20 protein-coding genes are annotated in these 23,509 nt (G+C 73.2%); 14 read left to right on the forward strand and 6 right to left on the reverse strand.

Translation table 11 applies throughout. The features are described from left to right. Nucleotides 1-7 precede the first annotated feature (7 nt). The 4 genes from dnaJ to ABD330_RS21865 all read left to right on the forward strand — a co-directional run bounded on the left by dnaJ (nucleotide 8) and on the right by ABD330_RS21865 (nucleotide 4,139). Entirely contained in the window at nucleotides 8-1,156 is a 1,149-nt protein-coding gene (gene dnaJ / locus ABD330_RS21850; RefSeq protein WP_344467615.1) for a molecular chaperone DnaJ, read from the forward strand. A 4-nt stretch (nucleotides 1,157-1,160) separates the two neighbouring features. Next, nucleotides 1,161-1,667, forward strand: coding sequence for a heat shock protein transcriptional repressor HspR (locus ABD330_RS21855; RefSeq protein WP_344467616.1), 507 nt, complete (start codon nucleotides 1,161-1,163; stop codon nucleotides 1,665-1,667). Between the two features lie 231 nt (nucleotides 1,668-1,898). After that, on the forward strand, nucleotides 1,899-2,912 hold the full coding sequence (locus ABD330_RS21860; protein WP_344467617.1) for a helix-turn-helix domain-containing protein: 1,014 nt from the start codon (nucleotides 1,899-1,901) through the stop codon (nucleotides 2,910-2,912). 606 nt (nucleotides 2,913-3,518) lie between these two features. Further along, nucleotides 3,519-4,139 carry a hypothetical protein gene (locus ABD330_RS21865; protein ID WP_344467618.1) on the forward strand — a complete coding sequence of 207 codons (621 nt, stop codon included), beginning with the start codon at nucleotides 3,519-3,521 and terminating at the stop codon, nucleotides 4,137-4,139. 383 nt (nucleotides 4,140-4,522) lie between these two features. Here ABD330_RS21865 and ABD330_RS21870 read toward each other — a convergent pair whose 3' ends face one another. Continuing rightward, on the reverse strand, nucleotides 4,523-5,740 hold the full coding sequence (locus ABD330_RS21870; protein ID WP_344467619.1) for a TDT family transporter: 1,218 nt from the start codon (nucleotides 5,738-5,740) through the stop codon (nucleotides 4,523-4,525). A gap of 70 nt (nucleotides 5,741-5,810) precedes the next feature. Here ABD330_RS21870 and ABD330_RS21875 point away from each other — a divergent pair, with 70 nt between their 5' ends. From ABD330_RS21875 to ABD330_RS21890, 4 genes are all read left to right on the forward strand, one after another. Continuing rightward, on the forward strand, nucleotides 5,811-6,764 hold the full coding sequence (locus ABD330_RS21875; RefSeq protein ID WP_344467620.1) for a LysR family transcriptional regulator: 954 nt from the start codon (nucleotides 5,811-5,813) through the stop codon (nucleotides 6,762-6,764). A gap of 168 nt (nucleotides 6,765-6,932) precedes the next feature. Beyond that, the gene (gene clpB, locus ABD330_RS21880; protein ID WP_344467621.1) at nucleotides 6,933-9,545 is read left to right on the forward strand and encodes an ATP-dependent chaperone ClpB; all 2,613 of its coding nucleotides are present in this window, start codon (nucleotides 6,933-6,935) and stop codon (nucleotides 9,543-9,545) included. A gap of 120 nt (nucleotides 9,546-9,665) precedes the next feature. After that, nucleotides 9,666-10,226 (forward strand): type III secretion system chaperone family protein, encoded by a 561-nt coding sequence (locus ABD330_RS21885; protein ID WP_344467622.1) that lies wholly within the window; start codon nucleotides 9,666-9,668, stop codon nucleotides 10,224-10,226. 240 nt (nucleotides 10,227-10,466) lie between these two features. After that, nucleotides 10,467-11,627 (forward strand): pyridoxal phosphate-dependent aminotransferase, encoded by a 1,161-nt coding sequence (locus ABD330_RS21890; protein ID WP_344467623.1) that lies wholly within the window; start codon nucleotides 10,467-10,469, stop codon nucleotides 11,625-11,627. Between the two features lie 100 nt (nucleotides 11,628-11,727). Here ABD330_RS21890 and ABD330_RS21895 read toward each other — a convergent pair whose 3' ends face one another. Continuing rightward, nucleotides 11,728-11,934, reverse strand: a complete 207-nt coding sequence (locus ABD330_RS21895; protein WP_344467624.1) for a tautomerase family protein — start codon at nucleotides 11,932-11,934, stop codon at nucleotides 11,728-11,730. A 210-nt stretch (nucleotides 11,935-12,144) separates the two neighbouring features. Continuing rightward, the gene (locus tag ABD330_RS21900) at nucleotides 12,145-13,050 is read right to left on the reverse strand and encodes a LysR family transcriptional regulator (protein WP_344467625.1); all 906 of its coding nucleotides are present in this window, start codon (nucleotides 13,048-13,050) and stop codon (nucleotides 12,145-12,147) included. Nucleotides 13,051-13,473: 423 nt separating this feature from the next. Here ABD330_RS21900 and ABD330_RS21905 point away from each other — a divergent pair, with 423 nt between their 5' ends. From ABD330_RS21905 to pyrE, 4 genes are all read left to right on the forward strand, one after another. Further along, on the forward strand, nucleotides 13,474-14,145 hold the full coding sequence (locus tag ABD330_RS21905) for a DUF2617 family protein (RefSeq protein WP_344467626.1): 672 nt from the start codon (nucleotides 13,474-13,476) through the stop codon (nucleotides 14,143-14,145). A gap of 386 nt (nucleotides 14,146-14,531) precedes the next feature. After that, nucleotides 14,532-16,187, forward strand: coding sequence for a spermine/spermidine synthase domain-containing protein (locus ABD330_RS21910; RefSeq protein WP_344467627.1), 1,656 nt, complete (start codon nucleotides 14,532-14,534; stop codon nucleotides 16,185-16,187). A 113-nt stretch (nucleotides 16,188-16,300) separates the two neighbouring features. Then, a complete protein-coding gene (locus ABD330_RS21915) occupies nucleotides 16,301-17,248 on the forward strand; it encodes an SRPBCC domain-containing protein (protein WP_344467628.1) in 948 nt (315 codons plus the stop codon). An 87-nt stretch (nucleotides 17,249-17,335) separates the two neighbouring features. Continuing rightward, nucleotides 17,336-17,875 carry an orotate phosphoribosyltransferase gene (gene pyrE, locus ABD330_RS21920; protein ID WP_344467629.1) on the forward strand — a complete coding sequence of 180 codons (540 nt, stop codon included), beginning with the start codon at nucleotides 17,336-17,338 and terminating at the stop codon, nucleotides 17,873-17,875. A 126-nt stretch (nucleotides 17,876-18,001) separates the two neighbouring features. Here the strand turns inward: pyrE and ABD330_RS21925 are convergent, their stop codons facing one another. After that, nucleotides 18,002-18,721, reverse strand: coding sequence for a DedA family protein (locus tag ABD330_RS21925; protein WP_344467630.1), 720 nt, complete (start codon nucleotides 18,719-18,721; stop codon nucleotides 18,002-18,004). Between the two features lie 165 nt (nucleotides 18,722-18,886). On the opposite strand from ABD330_RS21925, the gene fbaA reads away from it, so the two are divergent. Next, entirely contained in the window at nucleotides 18,887-20,119 is a 1,233-nt protein-coding gene (gene fbaA, locus ABD330_RS21930; RefSeq protein WP_344467631.1) for a class II fructose-bisphosphate aldolase, read from the forward strand. Nucleotides 20,120-20,304: 185 nt separating this feature from the next. Here fbaA and ABD330_RS21935 read toward each other — a convergent pair whose 3' ends face one another. After that, nucleotides 20,305-20,724, reverse strand: a complete 420-nt coding sequence (locus ABD330_RS21935) for a DUF3151 domain-containing protein (RefSeq protein WP_344467632.1) — start codon at nucleotides 20,722-20,724, stop codon at nucleotides 20,305-20,307. A 144-nt stretch (nucleotides 20,725-20,868) separates the two neighbouring features. Here ABD330_RS21935 and ABD330_RS21940 point away from each other — a divergent pair, with 144 nt between their 5' ends. Next, nucleotides 20,869-21,648: a DUF3152 domain-containing protein gene (locus ABD330_RS21940; protein ID WP_425555605.1), complete on the forward strand. Its 780-nt coding sequence runs from the start codon at nucleotides 20,869-20,871 to the stop codon at nucleotides 21,646-21,648. Between the two features lie 62 nt (nucleotides 21,649-21,710). Here ABD330_RS21940 and ABD330_RS21945 read toward each other — a convergent pair whose 3' ends face one another. Then, nucleotides 21,711-23,441: a hypothetical protein gene (locus ABD330_RS21945; protein ID WP_344467634.1), complete on the reverse strand. Its 1,731-nt coding sequence runs from the start codon at nucleotides 23,439-23,441 to the stop codon at nucleotides 21,711-21,713. Between the last annotated feature and the right edge of the window lie 68 nt (nucleotides 23,442-23,509).

Here is a 23,509-nt window from a genome sequence, read left to right on the forward strand (position 1 = left end):
GGCAGCCATGAGCGCCAAGGACTACGTGGAGAAGGACTACTACAAGGTCCTCGGTGTGCCCAAGGACGCCACCACCGCCGAGATCAAGAAGACGTACCGGAAGCTGGCCCGCGAGTTCCACCCGGACGCCAACAAGGGTGACACCAAGGCGGAGGACCGCTTCAAGGACATCTCCGAGGCGTACGACGTCCTCTCGGACGACAAGCGCCGCAAGGAGTACGACGAGGCCCGCAGCCTCTTCGGCGCCGGCGGCTACCGGGCCGGCGGCCCGGGCGGCAGCACCGGCAGCTTCGACTTCGGCGACCTGTTCAACAGCGCCCCCGGCGGGGGCGGCGGCGGCATCGGCGACGTCTTCGGCGGCCTCTTCAACCGGGGCACCCGGCAGGCCCAGCCGCGCCGCGGGGCCGACGTCGAGACCGAGGTGACGCTCAGCTTCGAGGAGGCGGTCGACGGCGCGACCGTCCCGCTCCGGATGACCAGCCAGGCCCCCTGCCGGGTGTGCAGCGGCACCGGCGCCAAGGCCGGCACCACCCCGCGGGTCTGCCCGACCTGTGTCGGCGCGGGCACCGTCAGCCGGGGCCAGGGCGCCTTCGCGCTCTCCGAGCCCTGCCGGGACTGCAAGGGCCGCGGCATGCTGGTCGACGACCCGTGCACCGTCTGCCACGGCAGCGGCCGGGCCAGCTCGGCCCGCACCATGCAGGTCCGCATCCCGGCCGGGGTCCAGCACGACCAGCGGATCAGACTCAAGGGCAAGGGCGCCCAGGGCGAGCGCGGCGGCCAGCCGGGCGACCTCTACGTCACGGTGCACGTCGACCCGCACCCGGTCTTCGGCCGCAAGGGCGACAATCTGACGGTCACCGTGCCGGTGTCCTTCCCCGAAGCGGCGCTGGGCGGCACCATCGAGGTGCCGACCCTGGCGGGCCCGCCGGTGAAGCTCCGGCTGCCGGCCGGCAGTGCCAACGGGCTCACCCTGCGGGCCCGTGGCAAGGGCGCCACCCGCAAGGACGGCACTCGCGGGGACCTGCTGGTCACCGTCGAGGTCACGGTCCCGAAGCTCGTCGAAGGCGACGCGCTGACGGCGCTGGAGCAGTACCGCGAGGCCACCGCCTCGGACGACCCGCGAGCCGCCCTGTTCCGGGCGACGGAGGGAGCGTGACCCGATGATGGACCAGGATCCGATCGGCCCCGGCCTCGGTGAGGGCCTGCCGGGCGGCCGCCGCCCGCCCAGGGCCGGCGGCGCGCCCCGCCATGCCTACCAGCTCACCGAGGAGACGCCGGTCTACGTCATCTCGGTGGCCGCCGAGCTGTCGGGGCTGCATCCGCAGACGCTGCGCCAGTACGACCGCCTCGGGCTGGTCTGCCCGGACCGTACGGCGGGCCGGGGCCGGCGGTACTCGGCCCGGGACATCCAGCAGCTGCGCGAGGTGCAGCGGCTCTCCCAGGACGAGGGCATCAACCTGGCCGGCATCAAGCGGATCATCGAGCTGGAGAACCAGGTCGCCGCGCTGCAGTCCCGGATCGGCGAGCTGGCCGACTCACTGGAGGGCGCGGCCAGCGCGCTCCAGCAGCGGGAGGCCGCCGTGCACGCCTCCTACCGCCGCGACCTGGTCCCGTACCAGCAGGTCCAGCAGTCCAGCGCGCTGGTGGTCTGGCGCCCGAAGCGGTAGTGAGCAGGGCCACGGTAGTGAACAGGACCACGGTAGTGAGCAGGGCCCCAGCCGCCGGCACCCCCCACCAGGGGGGTGCCGGCGGCTTCCATCTGATGAGAGAGTGCCACCAGCCTGCGGCAGGCGAGGTGCATGTCCGACTCGGCCCGTCGCGCACCGGTATTGACGCCTATGATCCCGGTGGGCACACAGTGCCCATCCATCTGTTCGGCCAACGGCAAGGAGCCCCAGATGAGTGAGACGGACGAGCCCGGCCTCACTTCTGGCAGGCTGGGCGTTCTCTCCGCCCAGGCCCGGGAGCTCTACCGATCCGTCCTCCGCTCCCAGGGACGCCTGTGCTCCGACGGGAACGGTTCGGTGGACCGCGACCACCTGCTCGAACTGGTGGACATCGGCCTGCTGGTACCGGACACCGACAGCCCGGACGTCCTGGTCGCCGTCGACCCCGAGCAGTTGTCGGCCCGCCTGAGCAGCATGTGGCAGCGGAAGGCACTGGACCTGCTGAGCCGGGCGGTCTCGCTGCCCGCCGACCTCCAGGAGCTGGCCGAGGACTTCCGCACGCCCGAGCAGGCCGGCGGGACGATCGAGTACGTCCGGGGCAAGGTCCTGATAAACCAGCGGCTCGGCCAGCTGGTGAGCAGTTGCATGGAGGAGATGCTCGCCGCGCAGCCGGGCGGCCCGCGTCCGCCGGAGGCACTGGCCGGGGTGATCACCCGGGATCTGGAGATGCTCCGCCGCGGGGCTTCCATTCGGACGATCTACCACCCGAGTACCCGCTACCACACCCCGACCCGCGAGTATGTCGCGACGATAGCCGAACACGGCGGTCAGGTGCGGACACTGGACGAGCCGTACACCCGGCTGATCGTGATCGATCGACGTACCGCGGTGATTCCGGTCGTGGACGACCTCAACTTGGCGGCGTTCATTCACGATCAGGCTGTCATCAGCTACCTCGTGGAGGAGGTATTCGAGCGGAACTGGAGCCGGGGACTGGATTTTGACGGAACCCGGACAGTACCTCCGCAGGTCGTCTCACGACTCCGTCAGACGATCGTGGACCTGCTTCTCAAGGGGACCAATCACCGCGTTATCGCTCGCAGACTGGGCATCAGCGAGCGCACTCTGGCCCGGCATATTGCGGAGATGCGTGAGGAGTACCACGTCGAGTCGCTCTTCCAACTCGGCTACGTACTTGCCCAAAGTACCCATGAGCCGCACGAGTCGAAGGAAGCCTTCGACTAGCCGTCCCGCCCGGACGCCCCGTTCGTCCGGGCACGGCACGTGCTACCGCGGCACTCAGGTCCAGGCCGAGTCCCCCGGCGCCACCAGGGACTGAGCGCTCGCCGTCACCTGCGAGGCGGGGGCCGCGTGCACAACGACTCGCGTCCAGGCGCTGTCGCCGGCCACTGCCGGATTGCCCCCGACCAACGTCGCCGCACTCATGACAAGTGGCACAACGACGAAGCGAACAAAAAGGCGCATGCGAGACATTGCGACCAAATCCTTCCTCAGAGTTATGCCTCACCGGACAAATGAAGCCTCGAACATTAGCTCAGATCATGCCGCACCCTGAAGCCAGTGTCACGCCACCCGCTTTCTGGAGAGTGCGTCATCTGCCTGCCAGGCACCCAGATGACACCGTCAGTCAGTGGACGTACCGGCTGCGCCCGTTGGACGATCGGCTCGTCCCGCTGTGTTGGCATCAACTGCCCTCACCTTGACGTTGTCTCTTCAACTTATCCGCAGCACCAATGGCCAAAAGCGCTGGATCCCGGCAGGGCACCCCCGACAGGCACCGTCGGCCATGAACGGACGTCCCCCCGGTCTCCCCCCTCCCCCGGAGTCGACATGAGTGAGCCCTACCTGCGCAATCGCGCCGTTCAGACCCACGAGGGTCGGCGCGCTCGGGTGTTCCTGGCCGCGCCGCTCATGCGGCTGACCGGACCGGCCGACAGCGTGGTGACACTGGCCAGCCGCACCCGGCTGACCACCCTGCGGTCCACGCTGCTGCGCAGCGGCGCCGCCGTCTACAGCGCCCACCACAGCGACGCCTGGTCCGTCGCGGGCCGGGCCCCCGAGCCCCGCGTCCCGTCCGACTTCCGCGCCCTGCAGACCGCCGACCTGGTCTTCGCCTACGTCGGCGCACCGCTCTCGGCCGGTGTCAGCCTGGAGCTCGGCTGGGCCTCCGCGCTGCGCAAGCCGGTCGTCCTGCTGGTGGACGAGGCGATCACGCACAACCCGCTGATCGCCACCATCGAGCAGGTCGCCCCCGTCCTGCCGCTGGTCTTCGACGACACCTGGTCGCAGGAGGCCCTGCACCACACCGTGGAGACCGCGCTGGACTGGGCCGGCATGGCACTGTCGCTGCGCGAGGGCTTCTGGACCGCGCCGGGCGAGCAGTTCCCGATCCCCCGTCAGCAGCCGCCGACCTCCTACGGCTACTACTCCCCCGAGGTCGCCACCGGCTGACGCGGTGTTCGGCCGAGGCGTACGGGCCGAGACGTACGGCACTCCAGGCGTTCGACGGGCCGGGGCATGCCGTACTCGCCGTACTCCCGCGACGGCGGCCTCCCCAGCCGGGACAATGCCCGAGGTCCCGTACCGCTCACGCAGGCGTGAGCCGTGCTCCACAGCCGTTCCCAGCAGGCGGCCGATGCGATCCGGCGGCCGTGGCCTTCCCCCGGGCTACGCCCGCTCACCCGCGACCACGCCCCGGTGCAGCCAGGCGGCGATCCCTGGACGTCCCGGCGCCGCGTCCGTCCCGCAGGGCAAGCAAGCAAGAGGCCCTCGGGTGGTGCGGGTTCACGCCGGCGCGTGAACCTGCACCACCCGAGGGCCCGTGTGCCGATCCGTCAACGGGTGGGCGCCGCCTCGGCGGAGTGCAGCAGCTCCCGGCCGGCCAGTGCGGACAGGGTGCGGGTGGTGGCGATCGCCCAGGTCGTCAGGAGGAGGGCGAACAGCCCCACCGCCAGGGCGGTGAACCCGGCGAAGCCGGTGTGCCGGGCCAGCCCGGCGGCGCCGGTGACCAGGGTGCCGACCGGGAAGGTGAACGCCCACCAGGTCATCGCGAAGGGCATCCCGGCCTTCAGCGCCCGCAGGTTGGCGGCGGCGGCGATCAGCAGCCAGAGCAGGGCGAAGCCCATGACCGCGACGCCGTACAGCACGGAGACCGCCAGCACGGGCCCGGCCGCGCCCGGGAGCACCCGCTTGACCGCGTCGGCGAGCTGGTTGCCGGCGGTGGTGGACTGGCCGAGCGGCCCGAGCACCAGGAACAGCGAGGGGGCGAGCACCAGGGTGGGCAGCTTGCTGTGCAGCAGGCCGGCCAGCACCACGGGCAGCAGCAGCGCGGTGGCCAGCAGCCCGGCCCCGAGCAGCAGGCAGCAGGTGTACAGCATCGGGAGCTGCCACTGGCCGGGCAGGTGCGGGATCAGCGCGGGGCCGAGCGAGGCCGCGACCACCGGCGCAACGACCGGGAGCAGCCAGGTCGGGTTGCCCTGGAGGGCGGGCAGCCGGTGCCGGGTGATCATCAGGTACGGGATCCCGACAGCCACCAGTACGGCGCTGACCGCGCCGGCTCCCCAGAGCACCAGGTCGATCGCCACGGCAGGGCCGGTGCCGATCACCCGGGAGCCGACCACCAGCGTGCCGTACCCGACCGCGAGCAGCGCCATCGGCGGGCAGCCGTAGAAGACGGCGGTGGCCGGGTCGTCCAACAGCTGGGCGCGGGCGGTGGCGCGGTGGCGGGTGTGGTGCACGGCCCGCCCCGCCATCAGCAGGACGAGCGCGGTGGCGGCCAGTGCCCAGACGAGCTCGGCGAATCCGATCAGCCCGGGCAGGTGGACGGGGAGGGCCGCCGCACCGTTGGCGACGATCGCGGTGCCCATGACGGCGGCGTACCAGTTCGGACCGAGCCGGCCGAGGTCGAGCCGGTACGCGGCCGCCGGGGCTTCGGCCGCGGGGTGGCCGGCCGCCGGAGCCTCCGTCGACGGGTGTCCGGCCGCCGGGAGTCCGGTCGCGGGGTGCTCGGTCGCGGGCTGCGTGTCCGTCGGGGGTGCGGTGATGGTGGCCATGAGTCCAACGTGCCTCGCCCGGACGATCTCCGGTAGCGTGCTCCGCCCTATGGCGACATAACCTGGGCCTATGGCTTCACCGATCTCCGCCCGGCCTCCGCACCCCCCGCGCGGCCTCTCCGCCCGCGTCCCGGAGCTCGGCGCGCTGGAGCTCCTGGTCGCCGTGGCCCGGCTGGGGAGCGTCGGGCGGGCGGCCGCCGAACTCGGCGTGAGCCAGCCCGCCGCCAGCGCCCGGATCAAGGGGATGGAGCAGCAGATCGGGGTCGCCCTGCTCGACCGGTCGCCGCGCGGCTCCCGCCCGACCGAGGCCGGCCGGCTGGTGGTGGAGTGGGCCCGTAACGTCGTGGAGGCCGCGCGGGCGCTGGACGCGGGCATCGACGCGCTGCGCGAGCACCGGGACACCCGGCTACGGGTGGTCGCCAGCCTGACCGTCGCCGAGTACCTGATGCCGGGGTGGCTGCTGGCCCTGCACGAGGTCAGCCCGGACACGGCGGTGACGCTGCGCACCGCGAACTCCGGCGACGTCGCGGCGCACGTGCTGGGGGGCGACGCGGACCTCGGCTTCATCGAGGGGCCGACCATCCCGCCGGGCCTGTCCGGCGCGGTGGTGGCCGCCGACCGGCTGGTGGTCGTGGTCGGCCCCTCCCACCCGTGGGCCCGCCGCCGCTCGGCGCTGAGCGGCACCGAACTGGCCGCCACCGCGCTGGTGCTGCGCGAACCGGGCTCGGGTACCCGCGAGGTGCTGGACCAGGCCCTCGCCCCGTTCGGCGGCACCGCCGCACCCCGGCTCGAACTGGCCTCCTCGACCGCGCTCAAGGCCGCCGCGATGACCGGCTCCGAGCCGGTCTGCCTGAGCGAGCTGGCCGTGGTCGAGGAGCTGGCGACCCGCCGTCTGGTCGAGGTGCCGCTGGAGGGGATCAACCTGCGCCGCCCGCTGCGGGCCGTCTGGCCGACCGGTCAGCGGCCCACCGGACCGGCCCGGCAGCTGCTCGGGCTGACCCGGAAACTGACCCGGAAAACTTGAGCCGATCACGCTCAACTTACTGCATACTGGTAGGAGCAGGTGGGATCCCCGTGGGTCCCCGAAGCCTCTGACTCCCCGCGACCGGGAGTCTCCGATTCCCCGAGACCGCAGTCTCCGACCCGCCGAGACCCGAAGTCTCCAACTCCCCGAGAGAGGGGCACGACAGCAGTGGATGCCGGAAAGTTCACCAGCAAGACGCAGGACGCCCTGTCCGCCGCGATCCGGCAGGCCAGCGCCGCAGGAAACCCGGACGTCAAGCCGGTGCACATCCTGCTGGCCCTGCTGGAGCAGCCGGAGGGGATCGCCCGCCCGCTGCTCGAAGCGGTCGGCGCGGACGTCGCCGCCGTCACCGCCGCCGCCCGGCAGCAGCTGGCCGGCCTGCCGAGCGCCCAGGGCTCGACGGTCGCCGCGCCGCAGCTCGCCCGCGACACCATGGCCGTGCTGGCCGAGGCGGGCAGGCGCGCCGACGACCTGGACGACCAGTACCTCTCCACCGAGCACCTGCTGGTCGGCCTGGCCGCCGAGGGCGGCCCGGTGGCCGAGCTGCTCGCCCGCCACGGCGCCACCCCCAAGGCGCTGCTGGCCGCCTTCAAGGACGTCCGCGGCAGCGCGAAGGTCACCTCCGCCGACCCCGAGGGCACCTACAAGGCGCTGGAGAAGTACGGCACCGACCTGACCCAGGCCGCCCGCGACGGCAAGCTCGACCCGGTGATCGGGCGGGACCAGGAGATCCGCCGGGTCGTCCAGGTGCTCTCCCGCCGGACGAAGAACAACCCGGTGCTGATCGGCGACCCGGGCGTCGGCAAGACGGCCGTGGTCGAGGGCCTGGCCCAGCGCATCGTCGCCGGTGACGTGCCGACCTCGCTGCGCGGCAAGCGGCTGGTCTCGCTCGACCTCAGCGCGATGGTCGCGGGGGCGAAGTTCCGGGGTGAGTTCGAGGAGCGGCTGAAGGCCGTGCTGAACGACATCAAGTCCAGCGACGGCCAGGTCATCACCTTCATCGACGAGCTGCACACCATGGTCGGCGCGGGCGCCGGCGGCGACTCCGCGATGGACGCGGGCAACATGCTCAAGCCGATGCTGGCCCGCGGCGAGCTGCGGATGGTCGGCGCCACCACGCTGGACGAGTACCGCGAGCGGATCGAGAAGGACCCGGCGCTGGAGCGCCGCTTCCAGCAGGTGCTGGTGGGCGAGCCGAGCGTCGAGGACACCATCGCCATCCTGCGCGGCCTCAAGGGCCGGTACGAGGCGCACCACAAGGTGCAGATCTCGGACGCCGCCCTGGTCGCCGCCGCCACCCTCTCCAACCGCTACATCACCGCGCGCTTCCTGCCCGACAAGGCGATCGACCTGGTCGACGAGTCGGCCTCCCGGCTGCGGATGGAGATCGACTCCTCCCCGGTCGAGATCGACCAGCTCCAGCGCGTGGTCGACCGGCTGCGGATGGAGGAGCTGGCCCTGGAGAAGGAGTCCGACCCGGCCTCGGTCGACCGCCTCGCCAAGCTCCGCCGCGATCTGGCCGACAAGCAGGAGCAGCTGAACGGCCTGAACGCCCGCTGGGAGCAGGAGAAGAAGAGCCTCAACCGGGTCGGCGAGCTCAAGGAGCGTCTGGACGAGCTGCACGGCGCGCTCGAACGCGCCCAGCGGGACGGCGACTTCGAGCGCGCGTCGAAGCTGATGTACGCCGAGATCCCGGCCGCCGAGCGGGAGTTGGCCGAGGCGCAGGAGCGCGCGGCGGACGAGGACGCGAGCGAGTCGATGGTCAAGGAGGAGGTCGGCCCGGACGACATCGCCGACGTGGTGGCCTCCTGGACGGGCATCCCGGCCGGGCGGCTGCTGGAGGGCGAGAGCGCCAAGCTGCTGCGGATGGAGGAGGAGCTCGGGCGCCGCCTGATCGGCCAGACCGAGGCCGTGCAGGCCGTCTCGGACGCGGTGCGCCGTACCCGCTCCGGCATCGCCGACCCGGACCGCCCGACCGGCTCGTTCCTCTTCCTCGGCCCGACGGGCGTCGGCAAGACCGAACTCGCCAAGGCGCTGGCCGACTTCCTCTTCGACGACGAGCGGGCCATGGTCCGGATCGACATGAGCGAGTACGGCGAGAAGCACTCCGTCTCGCGCCTGGTCGGCGCCCCGCCCGGGTACGTCGGCTACGAGGAGGGCGGGCAGCTCACCGAGGCCGTCCGGCGCCGTCCGTACAGCGTGGTGCTGCTGGACGAGGTGGAGAAGGCCCACCCCGAGGTCTTCGACGTGCTGCTCCAGGTGCTGGACGACGGCCGGCTCACCGACGGCCAGGGCCGGACGGTCGACTTCCGCAACGCGATCCTGATCCTCACCTCCAACCTCGGCTCGCACTACCTGATCGACCCGTCGACCTCGGCGGAGCGGAAGAAGGACCTAGTGCTGGAGACGGTGCGCAGCTCCTTCAAGCCCGAGTTCCTCAACCGCCTCGACGACATCGTGGTCTTCGAGCCGCTCGGCACCGCCGAGCTGAGCCGGATCGTCGACCTCCAGATCGCCCGGCTGGCGGAGCGGCTGCGCGACCGCCGGCTCACCCTGGACGTCACTCCGGCGGCCCGCGACTGGCTGGCGCTGACGGGCTACGACCCGGCGTACGGGGCCCGGCCGCTGCGGCGGCTGGTGCAGTCCGCGATCGGGGACCAGCTGGCGCGGGCGATCCTCTCCGGCGGCGTCCACGACGGGGACACCGTGGTCGTCGAGCGGGACGAGGAGGCCGACCGGCTGACCGTCCGCTCGGGGGCGGCGACCTCGCTGATCAAATAGACCGCCCTGCGGTAGGGGCGGCCCTGTGAGCCGGGCTCCGGATGAGGCAGGATGGAGACCTGGAAGGGCGGCCCCTCAGTCCCAGCCACCCTTGTGCACTGAGAATCAGAAGGACCTCCCATGAGCATCGACCCGTCGTCCATCCCCTCCTTCGGCTCGCCGCAGCCCCCGCAGGGCGGCCAGCCCGGTGGCGGTCCGGCCGGCCCGCCGCCCGTGGTGGTACCGGACCAGGCCCTGGTCGGCCAGCTGCTCGACCAGATGCAGCTGAAGCACCTGGTGGACGACGAGGGCGACCTCACCGCCCCCTGGGACGGCTTCCGCGTCTACTACATGTTCCGCGGCGAGCAGAAGGAGCTCTTCGCGGTCCGCGCCTTCTACGACCGCGCCTACCCGATCGAGGACAAGCACGAGATCCTCGACCTGCTCGACGAGTGGAACCGCGAGACCCTCTGGCCGAAGGTCTACACCCACACGCACGAGGACGGCGTGGTCCGCCTGATCGGCGAGTCCCAGATGATCGTCGGGACGGGCGTCAACCTCGACTACTTCGTCACCACCACCGCCAACTGGACCCAGGCCGCGGTCGGGTTCGAGCAGTGGATCGTCGAGCGCCTCGGCCTCCAGAAGGAGATCGAGGGCGAGCCCGGCGAGCCCGAGGGCGAGACCCCCGACGAGGGCTGACCCTCCCCGCAGTACGACCGGGCCCGCCCTGCGCACTCCGGGGGCGGGCCCGGCCACGCTTCCGCCACGCTCACCGCGGTCGGCAACGACGACTTCCTGCGCACGGTGCGCCGGTCCGGCAGCGACCTCGCCGCCGCCCTCCGGGGCCTCCCGCACTGACACCCACCGCTCGTGGCGGGTCTTGGCGTCTGCCCTCGGACCCTGGAGGATGACCCTGACTACGAGCCGCGAGGAGCCACTATGGGTACGAGGCCGCTGCTGAACCGCCGACTGGCGGGGCACGGTACGACGATCTTCGCGGAGATGTCGGCGCTGGCCACCGCCACCGGGTCGATCAACCTGGGGCAGGGCTTCCCGGACACCGACGGGCCGCAGGAGATCGCCCGGGCCGCCGCCGACGCGGTGCTCAGCGGCCGGGGCAACCAGTACCCGCCCGGCCCCGGCATCCCCGAGCTGCGGCAGGCCGTCGCCGAGCACCAGCAGCGGTTCCACGGCCTGGCCTACGACCCCGACACCGAGGTCCTGGTCACCGCCGGCGCCACCGAGGCGATCGCCGCCGCCCTGCTCGCCCTGCTGGAGCCCGGCGACGAGGTGATCGCCTTCGAGCCGTTCTACGACTCCTACGCCGCCTGCATCGCGATGGCGGGCGCCACCCGCGTACCGCTGACGCTGCGCGCGCCGTCCTTCCGTCCCGACCTGGACGAGCTGCGCTCGCTGATCACCCCGCGCACCCGGCTGCTGCTGGTCAACACTCCGCACAACCCGACCGGCACCGTCCTCACCCCCGAGGAACTGGCCGCCATCGCCGAACTCGCCGTCGAGCACGACCTGCTGGTCGTGGCCGACGAGGTCTACGAGCACCTGGTGTTCAACGGCCGCCACCACCCGATCGCCGCCCTGCCCGGCATGCGCGAGCGGACGGTCTCGATCTCCTCGGCCGGCAAGACCTTCTCCTTCACCGGCTGGAAGGTCGGCTGGGTGACGGCCGCCCCGGCCCTGGTCGCGGCCGTCCGCACCGCGAAGCAGTACCTCACCTACGTCAGCGCCGGACCGTTCCAGTACGCCGTGGCCGACGCCCTGCGGCTGCCCGGCACGTACTTCGAGAACCTGCGCGACGACCTGCGCCGCAAGCGCGACCTGCTCGCGGACGGGCTCGCCGAGGCCGGCTTCCAGGTCTTCCGGCCCGAGGGCACCTACTTCATCACCACCGACATCACCCCGCTGGGCGAGAAGGACGGCCTGGAGTTCTGCCGCAGCCTCCCCGGGCGCTGCGGCGTCGTCGCCATCCCGAACGTCGTCTTCTACGACAACACCGACGCCGGGCGGAGCCTGGTCCGCTTCGCCTTCTGCAAGACGGACGCCGTCCTGCAGGAAGCCGTCACCCGCGTGCGCAGGCTCTGACCCGCGGGCGCGGCGGCGGTCGGCCCCCCTGTGTGCCGACCGTCGCCGTCCGGCGGACGCGTGGCGGACGCCGCCGCGGCCGGGCGCCCTCCGGCCGGGTTCAGGCCTTGGCGGCGCGGTCCGCCAGCGTCTCGCCGGCGACGGACCAGCTGTCGGCGGCGACCTCGTTGACGGTGACCCAGACTGACTCCGGCTTGGCGCCGGTGGACCGCACGAAGGCCTCGGTCAGCTCGCGGACGAGCTCCCGCTTCTGCTCGGCGGTCTTGCCCGGCGTCTGTACCACCTGGATGAGCGGCATGCTGATCATCTCCTGACGATGTGTCACAAGTGCTGTCCGACAAGCGGCGGAGCGCGCTGGGCCGGCTTCCGGGCGTTCGCCCTGCCCGGCATGTGCCCACTTCATCAGCGGACGGCAGGAGCATCAAGGAGCGGTCCGGACTCGCACCGATCGACGGCGTCGATCGATCCGGGCCGACCGCGTCCGCAGGCCGGAGGAGTACGGCGGCCCCGGAGCCGGTCAGGCCGGTGCACCGGCGAGCTGGACGCAGGCCGTCCGGCAGGCCGCGACCAGCGGGCCGAGCCGCTCCGGCCGGGCGTCCGGCCGGACGGCCAGCCGGACGGGGACCCCGAGGCCGGGCCCGGCGAACTCCCGCAGGACGATCCGCCGGGTCACCACGGTGGCGGCGTTGGCCGCGTAGAGGACGGTCCACGCCCCCTCCCCCGTCGCCAGCTCCACCAGGGTGTCGTTCCGGGTGGTGAAGGGCTGCCCGAGGATCGGCCGGAAGCCGGCTTCGGCGCAGGCCCCGACGATGAGGTCGTAGAGCATCGGGTTGCGCTCACGCGGGACGATCCGCAGCGGCAGGTCACCCAGTCGGCCCAACGGGACGGCGGGCAGCTCGGCGAGCCGGTGCGCGGCGGGCAGCGCGGCCACCAGCCGGTCCTCCCAGAGCCGTAGCAGCCGCAGGCCGGGCACGGTGGTGACGCCCCGCAGGAACGCACCGTCGAGCTCCCCGGTGCGGACCTGCTCGACCCGCTGCTCGCGTTCGAGGCTGCGGAACCGGACCTTCAGATCCGGCCCGTGGCCCGCCACCGCGTCCAGGAAGACGTCCAGCCGGCTGCCCAGACCGCTGCCGGTACCCAGCAGCAGGGTGTCGCCGAGCGGAGCGGCCAGCGTGCGCGCCTCCGCGGCCAGGGCATCACCCGCGGCCAGTACCGCACGGGCGCGGGGCAGCAGCCGCCGCCCGGCCGCCGAGAGCGCGACCGTCCGGCTGGTGCGGTCGAACAGATTGACGCCGAGATCGCGCTCCAGCCGCCGCACCTGCTGGCTGACGGTGGACTGGACGATGTGCAGCCGTTCGGCCGCACGGCCGAAGTGCAGTTCCTCCGCCACCATGACGAAGTACTGCAACTGCCGTATCTCCACTGCCCGCCCCGCCTTCCGCCCCGGAATTCGAAGGACCCGGCGATTCCCGGCCTTCCATCCGTGCTCCAAGCTAGCCGCCGGTTCCCGGATCGGGCAGCCCGGGCGGGGGGCTGCCGCCGGGACGGCGCACTCGCGGCTCGCACGGCGCACACTCGGGTATGGAGGGCGCACAGTGGACAGAGTCATTCACCGGCTCGATCACACCCTGGCGACGGCTGCGCCCAGACCGGTGAATGCTTGGCAAAGATGGGTAAATCCCTGACGGACCCGGAGAATTCGTGCTTCTCTGCTGCTGAATCTCCAGCCGGAATCCTTCCTTCCACGGTCGGCCGCGCCAGGGACCGCACAGCCTCGAACAGCCTCGCTATCGGCCGAGTCGGATGCTGCACGGCGGCGCGTACGGAGCTGAAACGCGGAGCCAGCATGCTCACCACACTGCAGACCTCCTACACGGACACCCGCGCCGGTGACCTGGCGTGGTGCCTGGGCGGCGACCCGCTGCCCGCGCTCGCGGTGCGCAATCTGAGACTCGACAACCTCAGCCTCGGGAGCCTCGGCCTGGGGGACCCCACCGGTCCCGAGGCCGCCCCCGGCGCCCCGACCCTCCCGGACCGCCTCGCCACCCACGACCGCCTCGCCGAGCCCGGCGACCCGGACGCGCCCCGGACGACCGGGACGCTGCAACTGCGCCTGCTCGGCGCCTCGCACCAGGTCATCCTGGCGGCCGGGCCGGGCAGCTGCCTGGAGACGGTCGCCTGTCTGCCGGGCCGGCAGACCCCGCTGCCCGCCCGGGTCGCCAAGCAGGTCGCGGGCTGGGAGTACGAGTTCGCCGCCCGGATCGAGGAGTTGCCGGCGCACAGCTTCGCCGCCCGCGCCCAGGAGCTGCTGACCCTGGTGGCAGGGCACCCGCACGCGCTGGCCGGCGTCTTCCCGGGCGATCCGAGCGCCTTCACCGCGCTGGTGGCCCACGGCGACCGGAACCGGGTGCTGTGGCGCACCTGGCACGCCTACCCGCAGGAGGGGCGGTTGGTGTGCACCCGGTCCTCACTCGTGGTGCGCGGCGGTCCGGGCGACACCGGGGAACCCGGCCGGTAACTCGTGCTGATGAAGCGTCAACCCGTCGCGGGGCACTGTCCGTCGTATGGGTGCAGCTATCGACCGCTCACGTCGCCTAGCGTTTGTTCATGATCAACCATCCTGGGGGTCCCCCCAGCCGGAGGCTGGGGGAGGGTCCACCCGGCCGGAGTCCCGGGGAGGGTCCACCCGCCCAGCCGGGCGTCGACGCCGAAGACCCCGCCACGCCCGGGAAGACCGGAGAACGGGCCCCCCGGACCGGCGGCGCCGCACCGGCCGGCGCCCTGACCGGCCCCCTGACCGGCCCCCTGACCAGCTCCCTGACCAGCGCTCCGGGCGACAGCTCGGGCGGAACTCCGACGGGGAGCCCGGCCGGCACCGGGCCCCGCGCGGGTCGCCGACGGCGGATGTACCCCCGGGCGGCGCGTCCGCTGGTCCTGCTCGCCGCGTTCGTCTGTGCGGCCTGCGGCCTGGTGTACGAACTCGAACTGGTAGCCCTGGGCGGCTACTTGCTCGGCGACTCGATGACCCAGACCTCCGTCGTGCTCTCCGTCATGGTGTTCGCGATGGGGGTCGGCTCGCTGCTCGCCAAGCGGCTCACCCGCCGGCCGGCCACCTCCTTCGCGCTGGTCGAGTGCGCCCTCGCCCTGGTCGGCGGCGTCTCGGTACTGGCGCTGTACTCCTGTTGGGCCTGGCTGGACCGCTACCGGGCCACCACCGCCGGGCTGGTCGGACTGACCTTCGCCATCGGCACCCTGATCGGCGCCGAGATCCCGCTGCTGATGACGCTCATCCAACGGATCCGCCGGGAGGACGCCGGCCGCGCCGCCGCCGACCTGTTCGCCGCCGACTACGTGGGCGCGCTGATCGGCGGCCTGGCCTTCCCCTTCCTGCTGCTGCCCGCCTTCGGCCAGGCCACCGGCTCCCTGCTGACCGGCGCGGTGAACGCGGTGGCGGGGGCGGCCGTGGTGCTCTGGCTGTTCCGCGACGAGCCGCCCCCGCGCGCCCGGCTGCTGCTCTGGACGGGCTGCGGGCTGGTGCTGGTCGCCCTGGCGGTGGCCGCCGCCTTCACCGGCGCGATCGAACGCGCCGCCCGGCAGGCGCTGTACGGCGCGCAGGTCCGGTTCGCGACCCAGACCCGGCAGCAGGAGATCGTGCTGGCCGGCCCGCTGCCGGAGGCCGGCCGGACCCCCCGGGTGCCACCGCAGCGGACCAGGGCCACGCTCGCCACGCCGGAGCCCGAAGCGCCGCTCGAACTCTTCCAGGACGGCCGGCTGACCGTCTGCGGACCGGACGAGTACCGCGACCACGAGGCCCTGGTCCACCCCGCGCTGGCCTCGGGCCCGACCGGCCGGGTGCTGGTGCTGGGCGGGGACGGGCTCGCACTGCGTGAGGTGCTGCGGCACCCGTCGGTGCGCTCGGTGCTGGTGGTCGAGCCCGACCCGGCGCTCCCCGCACTCGTCCGCGACGACCCCGCGCTCGCGGCGCTCAGCGAACACGCCTTCGACGACCCCCGGGTCCGGCTGGTCACCGGGGAACCGCTGGAGTGGCTGCGCGGCACCGGCCCGGCCCAGACGACGGCCCCGGACGGACCGGCCGGACCTGCGGACCCTGGGGAGCCGGCGGACCCGGCGGAGCCGACCGGGCCGGCCGGCTTCGACGTGATCGTCTCGGACCTGCCGGGCCCGGGCGAGGGACGCGGCGCCACGTACGGGTCCCAGGAGTTCTACGGGCTCGCCGCCCACCGCCTGCTGCCGCACGGGCGGCTCGCCGTCCGGGCCGGGCCGGTCGGGCCGGGCCTCTGGTCGGCCGAGGCGGGGCTGCGGGCGGCCGGACTGCTGACCGTCCCGTACGAGGCGGCGACCGGCCCCCGGCACTGTCCGCGCAGCCCGGAGACCGTCCAGAGCTTCGTCCTGGCCGGCCGGGAGCAGCCGGAACTCGGCCTGGCCGCCGACACCCCGCCGCCACGCTCCGTGACCGTCGACGGGCTGCGCGCGTCGGCCGGACTCCTGGCCGCCCGGCGCCCGGCCGAGCTGCCCGCGCCGCACACCCTGCTGGGTTGAGGGCCTGGGAAGGGCGTCCCGGTGCGCCGGTCGGTCTAAGCGAACCGGGATGTGAACGCTCAACCTGACGGCAACACTCCGTACCGGGGAGACGGGTGGGTAGGCTCGCAGACATGGAGCATGAGGTTGTCGTCCCGCTGCCGGCCGCCGTCGTCCAGCAGGCCCTGCAGGATCCGGCCCTGCTGGCACGCTGTGTACCCGGGCTGAGCACCGATTCCGTCACCGACGACGGTCAGGAGACCACCGGTCGGCTGCGGGTGCGGATCGGTACCTCCACCATCACCTACCGGGGGCTGCTCTCGCTGATCCCGGGCCGGGAGGGCGTGCTGACCGCCTTCGCCGAGGGCGAGGAGGCGCGTGGCAGCGGCGAGGCGACGGCGACCGTCCGGATCTCGCTGGCCCCCACCGAGGAGGAGGGCGCTTCGGCCCTCCGGTTCACCTGCGACCTGAGTGCGTCCGGCCGGCTGACCGACTTCGACGCCGCCACCCTGGCCACGGCCGGGCGGCGCCTGCTCGACCGGTTCGCCGCCGCACTGGCCACCGAGGCGGACGGCGGCGAGCAGCCGCCCGCGACGGTGGTCTACCTGGAGGACCACGCCGCCGCGAACTTCGGCGGTGACCTGGACGAGGACCTGGACGACCTGATCGCGTTCTCGGACGACGACCTGCCCGGGGGCCGGGCGGACGCCGACCTGCCCGAACTGACCGGTTTCCCCGAGCTGTCCGAGGTGCCGGGCATCCCGGACTCCCCGGGCGACCTCGGCTTCGGCCTGCGGCCGGACCCGTCGGCCGGCGATCAGGCGGAGGGGCCGGTCCGCCGCAGCATCGTGGGCCGCTCGGCGGAGGAGGTCGACCACGCCCCGCCGCGCGGGCGGTACGCCCCGGCCCTGCCCGCCCGGAGCGCCCGGGCCCGCGCCGCGACCCGCTGGGGCGGGCCCGAGGCCGGTCCGGTGGCCGGCGGCCCGCTGGGCGACCGCAGCGCGATGCCCTGGGTGATCGGCGGCGGAGTCGCCCTGCTGGGCGGTGCGGTGGTCCTGGTCCGCGCGTTGCGCCGCCGCTAGGCGTTCCCGCCCGTCGGCACCTGATCAGCCACGCGCCCCTGTCCGTGGCTGATCAGGTGCCGACGGGTGGGCCTAGACTTAACGCTCATGAGCAACGACCGCGACGCCCTGCTGGCGCAGATCAAGGACAAGGCCGTCGTGCACGGCAAGGTCACCCTCTCCTCCGGGCTGGAGGCCGACTACTACATCGACCTGCGCCGCATCACGCTGGACGCCCAGGCCGCTCCGCTGGTCGGCCGGGTCATGCTGGACGCCACCGCGGACCTCGACTACGACGCCGTCGGCGGGCTGACCCTCGGCGCCGACCCGGTGGCCACCTCGATGCTGCACGCGGCCGCCGCGCGCGGCCGCGAGCTGGACGCCTTCGTCGTCCGCAAGACCGGCAAGGCGCACGGGATGCAGCGCCGGATCGAGGGCCCGGACGTGAAGGGCCGCCGGGTGCTGGTCGTCGAGGACGTCTCCACCACCGGCGGTTCGCCGCTGACGGCCGTCGAGGCCCTGCGCGAGGCGGGCGCCGAGGTGGTCGGCGTCGCGGTGATCGTGGAGCGCGGCGCCGCCCCGGCGATCGAGAAGGCCGGCCTGACGTACTACTCGGCGTACTCCCTGGAGGACCTCGACCTCGCCTGAGGCTCGGGCCGGGTACGGCCGACGGCCGGTGTCTCACGTTGTTTCACGTGAAACACCGGCCGTCGGCCGTTCGTGCCGTTCGTGCCGTTCGCGTCGTTCGCGTCGTTCGCGTCGTTCGTGCCGGGCTCAGCCCCGGCGGTGCCGGCCGCCCGCGACCGGGTCGGCGGACTCCTCCGAGCCGACCGGCCCGGCGGCCTTCTTCTTCTTGCGCTCGCGCAGCACCTCGACCAGGATCGGCGAGATCGAGACCAGGATGATCAGCAGCATCGCCGGGATCAGGTACTTGTCGATCACCGGGGCGAGCCCGGCACCGGCGAAGTAGCCGATCAGCAGCATCGTCTCGGTCCACAGCACGCCGCCGACGACGTTCCAGACGAAGAAGGTCCGGGCGGGCATCTCCAGCGTCCCCGCCACCGGGTTGAGGAAGGTCCGGACGACCGGGATGAACCGGGCCATCACCACGGCCTTGGCCGGCCCGAACTTCTCGAAGTACTCCTCGGCCTTCACCACGTACTGGCGACGGAAGATCTTCGAGTCCGGCTTGTCGAAGAGCCGCGGCCCGACCTTGGCGCCGAGCAGGTGCCCGAGCTGGGCTCCCGCGACCGCGCACAGCGGGGCACCGATCAGCAGCACCGCGATCGGCAGCTTGGCGCCCGCCCCGAGCACCGAGGAGGCCGCACTCGACGCCCCCACGCCCGCGAGGATGAGCAGCGAGTCACCGGGGAAGAAGAAGCCGATCAGCAGGCCGGTCTCGGCGAAGATGATCGCCAGCAGCCCGATGGCGCCGACCGACGAGATCAGCGCCTTGGCGTCGAGCACATTGACGGCGAGTTGGTTGTAGTCCACGGGCGCAGGATAGCGCTCTGACCTGTCCGGAGCCTCAGGACCGTCCGACGGGCGGTGGGCGGCGTCGCACCGTCCGGGCCCCGCCGGGCCCGGCTCCCCCGGGCCGGAGGTCATCCGTCTCAAGGGGCGGGGCGTGGGGTGACCTCGGGTGACACGTCTGGGAGGATGGCACCGGCGTCCGGTCCGTGGTCGCAGAACACCCTCATCTGTCCAACCGCGGCGGAAGCCTCGAACCCCGGTACCCCAGAGCCGAACCGCAGTGTTGCGCCGGCCACCGGATACCTACTGCAACGCGGTACTCAACTCACGTACCGAAGGCGTACCGAGCGTCGGACAGGTCGTCCGTGCGCCGCACACCGACAGGAGCGGATTCGCATGCCCATCGCAACTCCCGAGGTCTACAACGAGATGCTCGACCGGGCCAAGGCGGGCAAGTTCGCCTACCCGGCCATCAACGTCACCTCGACGCAGACCCTGCACGCGGCCCTGCGCGGCTTCGCCGAGGCGGAGAGCGACGGCATCATCCAGATCTCCACCGGTGGCGCGGAGTTCCTCGGCGGCCAGCACAACAAGGACATGGTGACCGGCGCCGTCGCGCTGGCCGAGTTCGCGCACATCGTGGCCGCGAAGTACGACATCACCGTCGCGCTGCACACCGACCACTGCCCCAAGGACAAGCTGGACGGCTACGTCCGCCCGCTGCTGGCGATCTCCGCCGAGCGCGTGGCCAACGGCCGGAACCCGCTGTTCCAGTCGCACATGTGGGACGGCTCGGCCGAGACCCTGAACGACAACCTGTCGATCGCGCAGGAGCTGCTGGCCCAGGCCGCCGCCGCCAAGATCATCCTTGAGGTCGAGATCACCCCGACCGGCGGCGAGGAGGACGGCGTCTCGCACGAGATCAACGACGAGCTCTACACCACCGTCAACGACGTCGTGCGCACCGCCGAGGCGCTGGGCCTGGGCGAGAAGGGCCGCTACCTGCTGGCCGCCTCGTTCGGCAACGTGCACGGCGTCTACAAGCCGGGCAACGTCGTGCTGAAGCCGGAGCTGCTGCGCGAGCTGCAGGACTCGATCGGCAAGCAGTACGGCAAGACGGACCCGTTCGACTTCGTCTTCCACGGCGGCTCGGGCTCCTCGGCCGAGGAGATCGCCACCGCGCTGGAGAACGGCGTCGTGAAGATGAACCTCGACACCGACACCCAGTACGCCTTCACCCGCCCGGTCGCGGACCACATGTTCCGCAACTACGACGGTGTGCTGAAGGTCGACGGCGAGGTCGGCAAGAAGAACACCTACGACCCCCGCACCTGGGGCAAGCTGGCCGAGGCCGGCATGGCCGCCCGCGTCGTCGAGGCCACCAAGAGCCTGCGTTCGGCCGGCACCCGCATCAAGTAGCACCTGCCCGGACGGCACCCGCCGCGTGCGACCGGCCCCGCCGTCGGGCCGGCCGCGCACGGATCGGCGGGGCCTACGAGCGGCGCCGTACGACAGCGAGCCCCCGGCGGTTGCCGGGGGCTCGCTGTCGGGTGCCGTGGGTACTGCGGGCATGACGTGCACGGCGGCACGACAGGCCCGACGAGCTACTGCTTGAGCTCGGCGTAGGCCTCGGGGCTGCTGTCCTTCAGGAACTCCCAGCAGCGCTCGGCCTCCTCGGTCTCCTCGATCGCGGCGGCGGCGCGGGCCAGCCCGGCCAGGCAGCGGAGGAAGCCCCGGTTGGCACGGTGGTCCCACGGCACCGGGCCGTGGCCCTTCCAGCCGCTGCGGCGCAGCGCGTCCAGGCCCCGGTGGTAGCCGGTGCGCGCGTAGGCGTACGACTCGACCACCCGACCGGCGTCGAAGGCGTCGTCCGCCAGCATCGCCCAGGCCAGCGAGAAGGTCGGGAACGCGGCGGCCACCTGGGTGGGCGAGGCCGACTCCTCCCCGAGCATCCGGTACGGCTGCTCTTCCTCCGGCAACAGGGTCGGCTCCGGGCCGCCGAGCAGGTTCTTGTAGTTGGTCATACCGTGCAGTCTGCCACCAGGTGATGAGCGAGCGAAATTGCATACCGGGTATGTAGACACCCCGGGCACTCCCGTGCAAAGGTGGATCGACGGGGTCGCCGAGTTGAGACCTCGTCACTTCTGTCGGGCTACCAGAGAGCATCCGTGGTGCGAGCAACCCCCCAGGCCGAGGACTCCCCGGCCGGCAGCAGTGCCGAGCACCGCACCCGCCCGCGCACCCGCTCGCAGCGGCGGCTCGGCCTGGGGGCCGCCCTGGCCGGCGCGGCAGTGCTGGCCGGCGCCGGGGCGGTCCTGCTGACCGGCGACGCCCGGCCGCCCGCCCGGCGTACCGTGCAGGCCCGGGCGATACCGCCACTGCTGGAGGCCAACTTCGTCACCGCCGCCGCCAACGGGCCCGCCGTCGGGCAGGGCAACATCCGCCGCTACCGGGTGGAGACGGAGAAGGGCATCGGCGTCGACCCGCAGGTCGCCGCCGCGCAGATCCGCACCATCCTTGCCGACAAGCGCAGTTGGACGACCGACGGCACGGACGGGTTCCAGCTGGTCGCCGACGGCACGTACGACTTCACCGTCCGAATCGCCTCCCCCGCGACGGTCGACCTGATCTGCGGCGCCGCCGGGCTGAAGACCGGCGGCGAGGTGAACTGCGACGTCGAGAAGCAGGTGATGGTCAACGTCAAGCGCTGGACCACCGGTTCGCCGCAGTTCACCGGCACCATCGACGACTACCGGGCGCTGATCATCAACCACGAGGTCGGCCACCGGATCGGGCACGGACACGAAAGCTGCCCGGGCCCGGGCAAGTTGGCGCCCGCGATGATGCAGCAGATCTACGGGCTGAACGGCTGCCTGCCCAACGCCTGGCCGTACACCGCCGACGGCACCTACATCAGCGGCCCGCCGGTGCCGCAGCCGCAGCCGTAGCCGCCCAGCCGGCAGGTCGGGTGGGTCACCCGTCCACCGGCGGAGCCGCTCGGCGGCGGTGCTCAGGCTCCGAAGTCCACGGCGGCGACACCGTCGGCCGTCCCGAGCACCACCCGGCCCGGCGCCAACGTGAGCGCCCAGACCTGCGTGCCGAGCCGGAGTTCGAGCAGCGGCTCCGGGCTGCCCACCAGGCGGAGCCTGGTCAGGCCGTCGGCCCAGGCGGCGGCGACCAGCAGTCCGGCCGGGGTCTCGGCCGCCGCCACCGCGCTGACCAGCGGATCCCGTCGGTCGAGCGGTTCGGCCACCGGGGCGGCCCCCGGGCTCCAGAGCCGGACCGCCCCGTCCAGTCCGCCGCTCGCCAGCACCGCGCGGCCGCCCCGGACGGCACCGCCCAGCGCCGTCACCGGGCCCTGGTGCAGCCGCTCGGCCAGCACCTGGCCGCCCTGCCGCCAGTACACCCGGCCGGCCTCGTCCGCCACCGCCGGGGCCTCGGCGGGGAGCCCGCCGACGGCGTGCAGCACACTCAGGTCGGCCCCGGCCGCACCCTGCAGCGCGGCCGCCGCCGTCTGCGCCTGCGCCGCGTCCGTCCCTTCGGCCGGGAGCAGCTCCAGCCCGCCCCAGGCGTCCAGCAGGACGAGGTGACCGTCCTGCGTCACCGTCACGCCGCGCAGCGGCTTGGGGCTCGGCAGCTCGACCCCCGCCACCGGGGTGCCGGTGGCCGCGTCGACGGTACGGATCGTGCCGCCGGGGTCGGCGAGCAGCAGCTGACCGGCGTACCGGCCGGCGCCGACCGCCAGCGCGGCGACCGGGCCCGGCCAGCCCACCGAGGAGTCCGGCCAGAGCCCCCAGGCCGCCCGCCAGGGTGCGGCCACGGTGCCCAGCCGGGCGACGGCCGCGTCGTCCAGGCCGATCAGCCTGGTCCGCAGCACGGCGGCCCGGATGGCCGGGTCCGGCTCCGCCACGAGCGCCGGGCCCGCCGCGTCCCAGGCGGCGGCGACCGGTCCCGCCTGCCCCTCCAGGGCGGCGGTCACGGCGACCGGCCCGGCGTACGTGAGCAGGGTCGGATCGGCCAGCAGCTGCGCGGTGCCGCCCTCCCGGCCGGTCGCCGTCCAGAGCTCGGCGAGCAGCTGCTCGCCCGCGCCCGCCGGGTCCGGCGTCCCGTCGGGGGTCCTCGGCACCAGGGCGGCCAGCTCGGCGACGCCGCGCGGCTCGGGCCGCCCGGCGACGCCGAGCGCCCGGCCGGGGCTGGGGTAGGCGGCGGCGTCCGCACCCACGGCGGCGCACCAGGCCTCGAAGCGGGCCCGGTCCGTCCACTGCGGGTGGTCCAGGTCGAGCACGGCCGCTTCGGGCACGGCGGTCAGGCCGAGCGCCTCCGGGCTGCCGTCCGGCGCCTCGACGACCAGCCGGACCTGCGACAACCGCAGCAGCGGGTTGAGGAGCTCCCCGACCAGCCGGCCCGGATCGGCGGCCCGGTCGAGGCCGGGCACGCAGATGACCGTACGTCCGCCGCTCTCGGCCATGGCCGTCAGCAGCTCGGCCGGGGTGCGCGCGGCCACGCCGAGCCGGTGCGCCAGCGTCCACAGCGCGGCCCGGACGGTCATGCCGGGCGCGGGGAGCACCACGTGCACTGCCGGGCCGCCGGCCTGGACCAGCCAGTCCAGCAGGTGGCTCTTGCCCGAGCCCGGCGAACCCGAGATCCGGCACAGCCGCGGCGAACGGTCGTCGCCCAGCCAGCCCAGCAGCGCGGCCCCGGCCGGTCGGCGTCCGGCCCGCAGCGGTGGTATCTCGCTCATCCCAGTCCCCCTTGCCAAGCACTGCCCTGACCAACCGTGAAGAAGTTTACTGAGCGGCTGCGTCGGAG

The organism is Kitasatospora kazusensis (assembly GCF_039529945.1).
GTDB classification, from domain to species: Bacteria; Actinomycetota; Actinomycetes; order Streptomycetales; family Streptomycetaceae; genus Kitasatospora; species Kitasatospora kazusensis.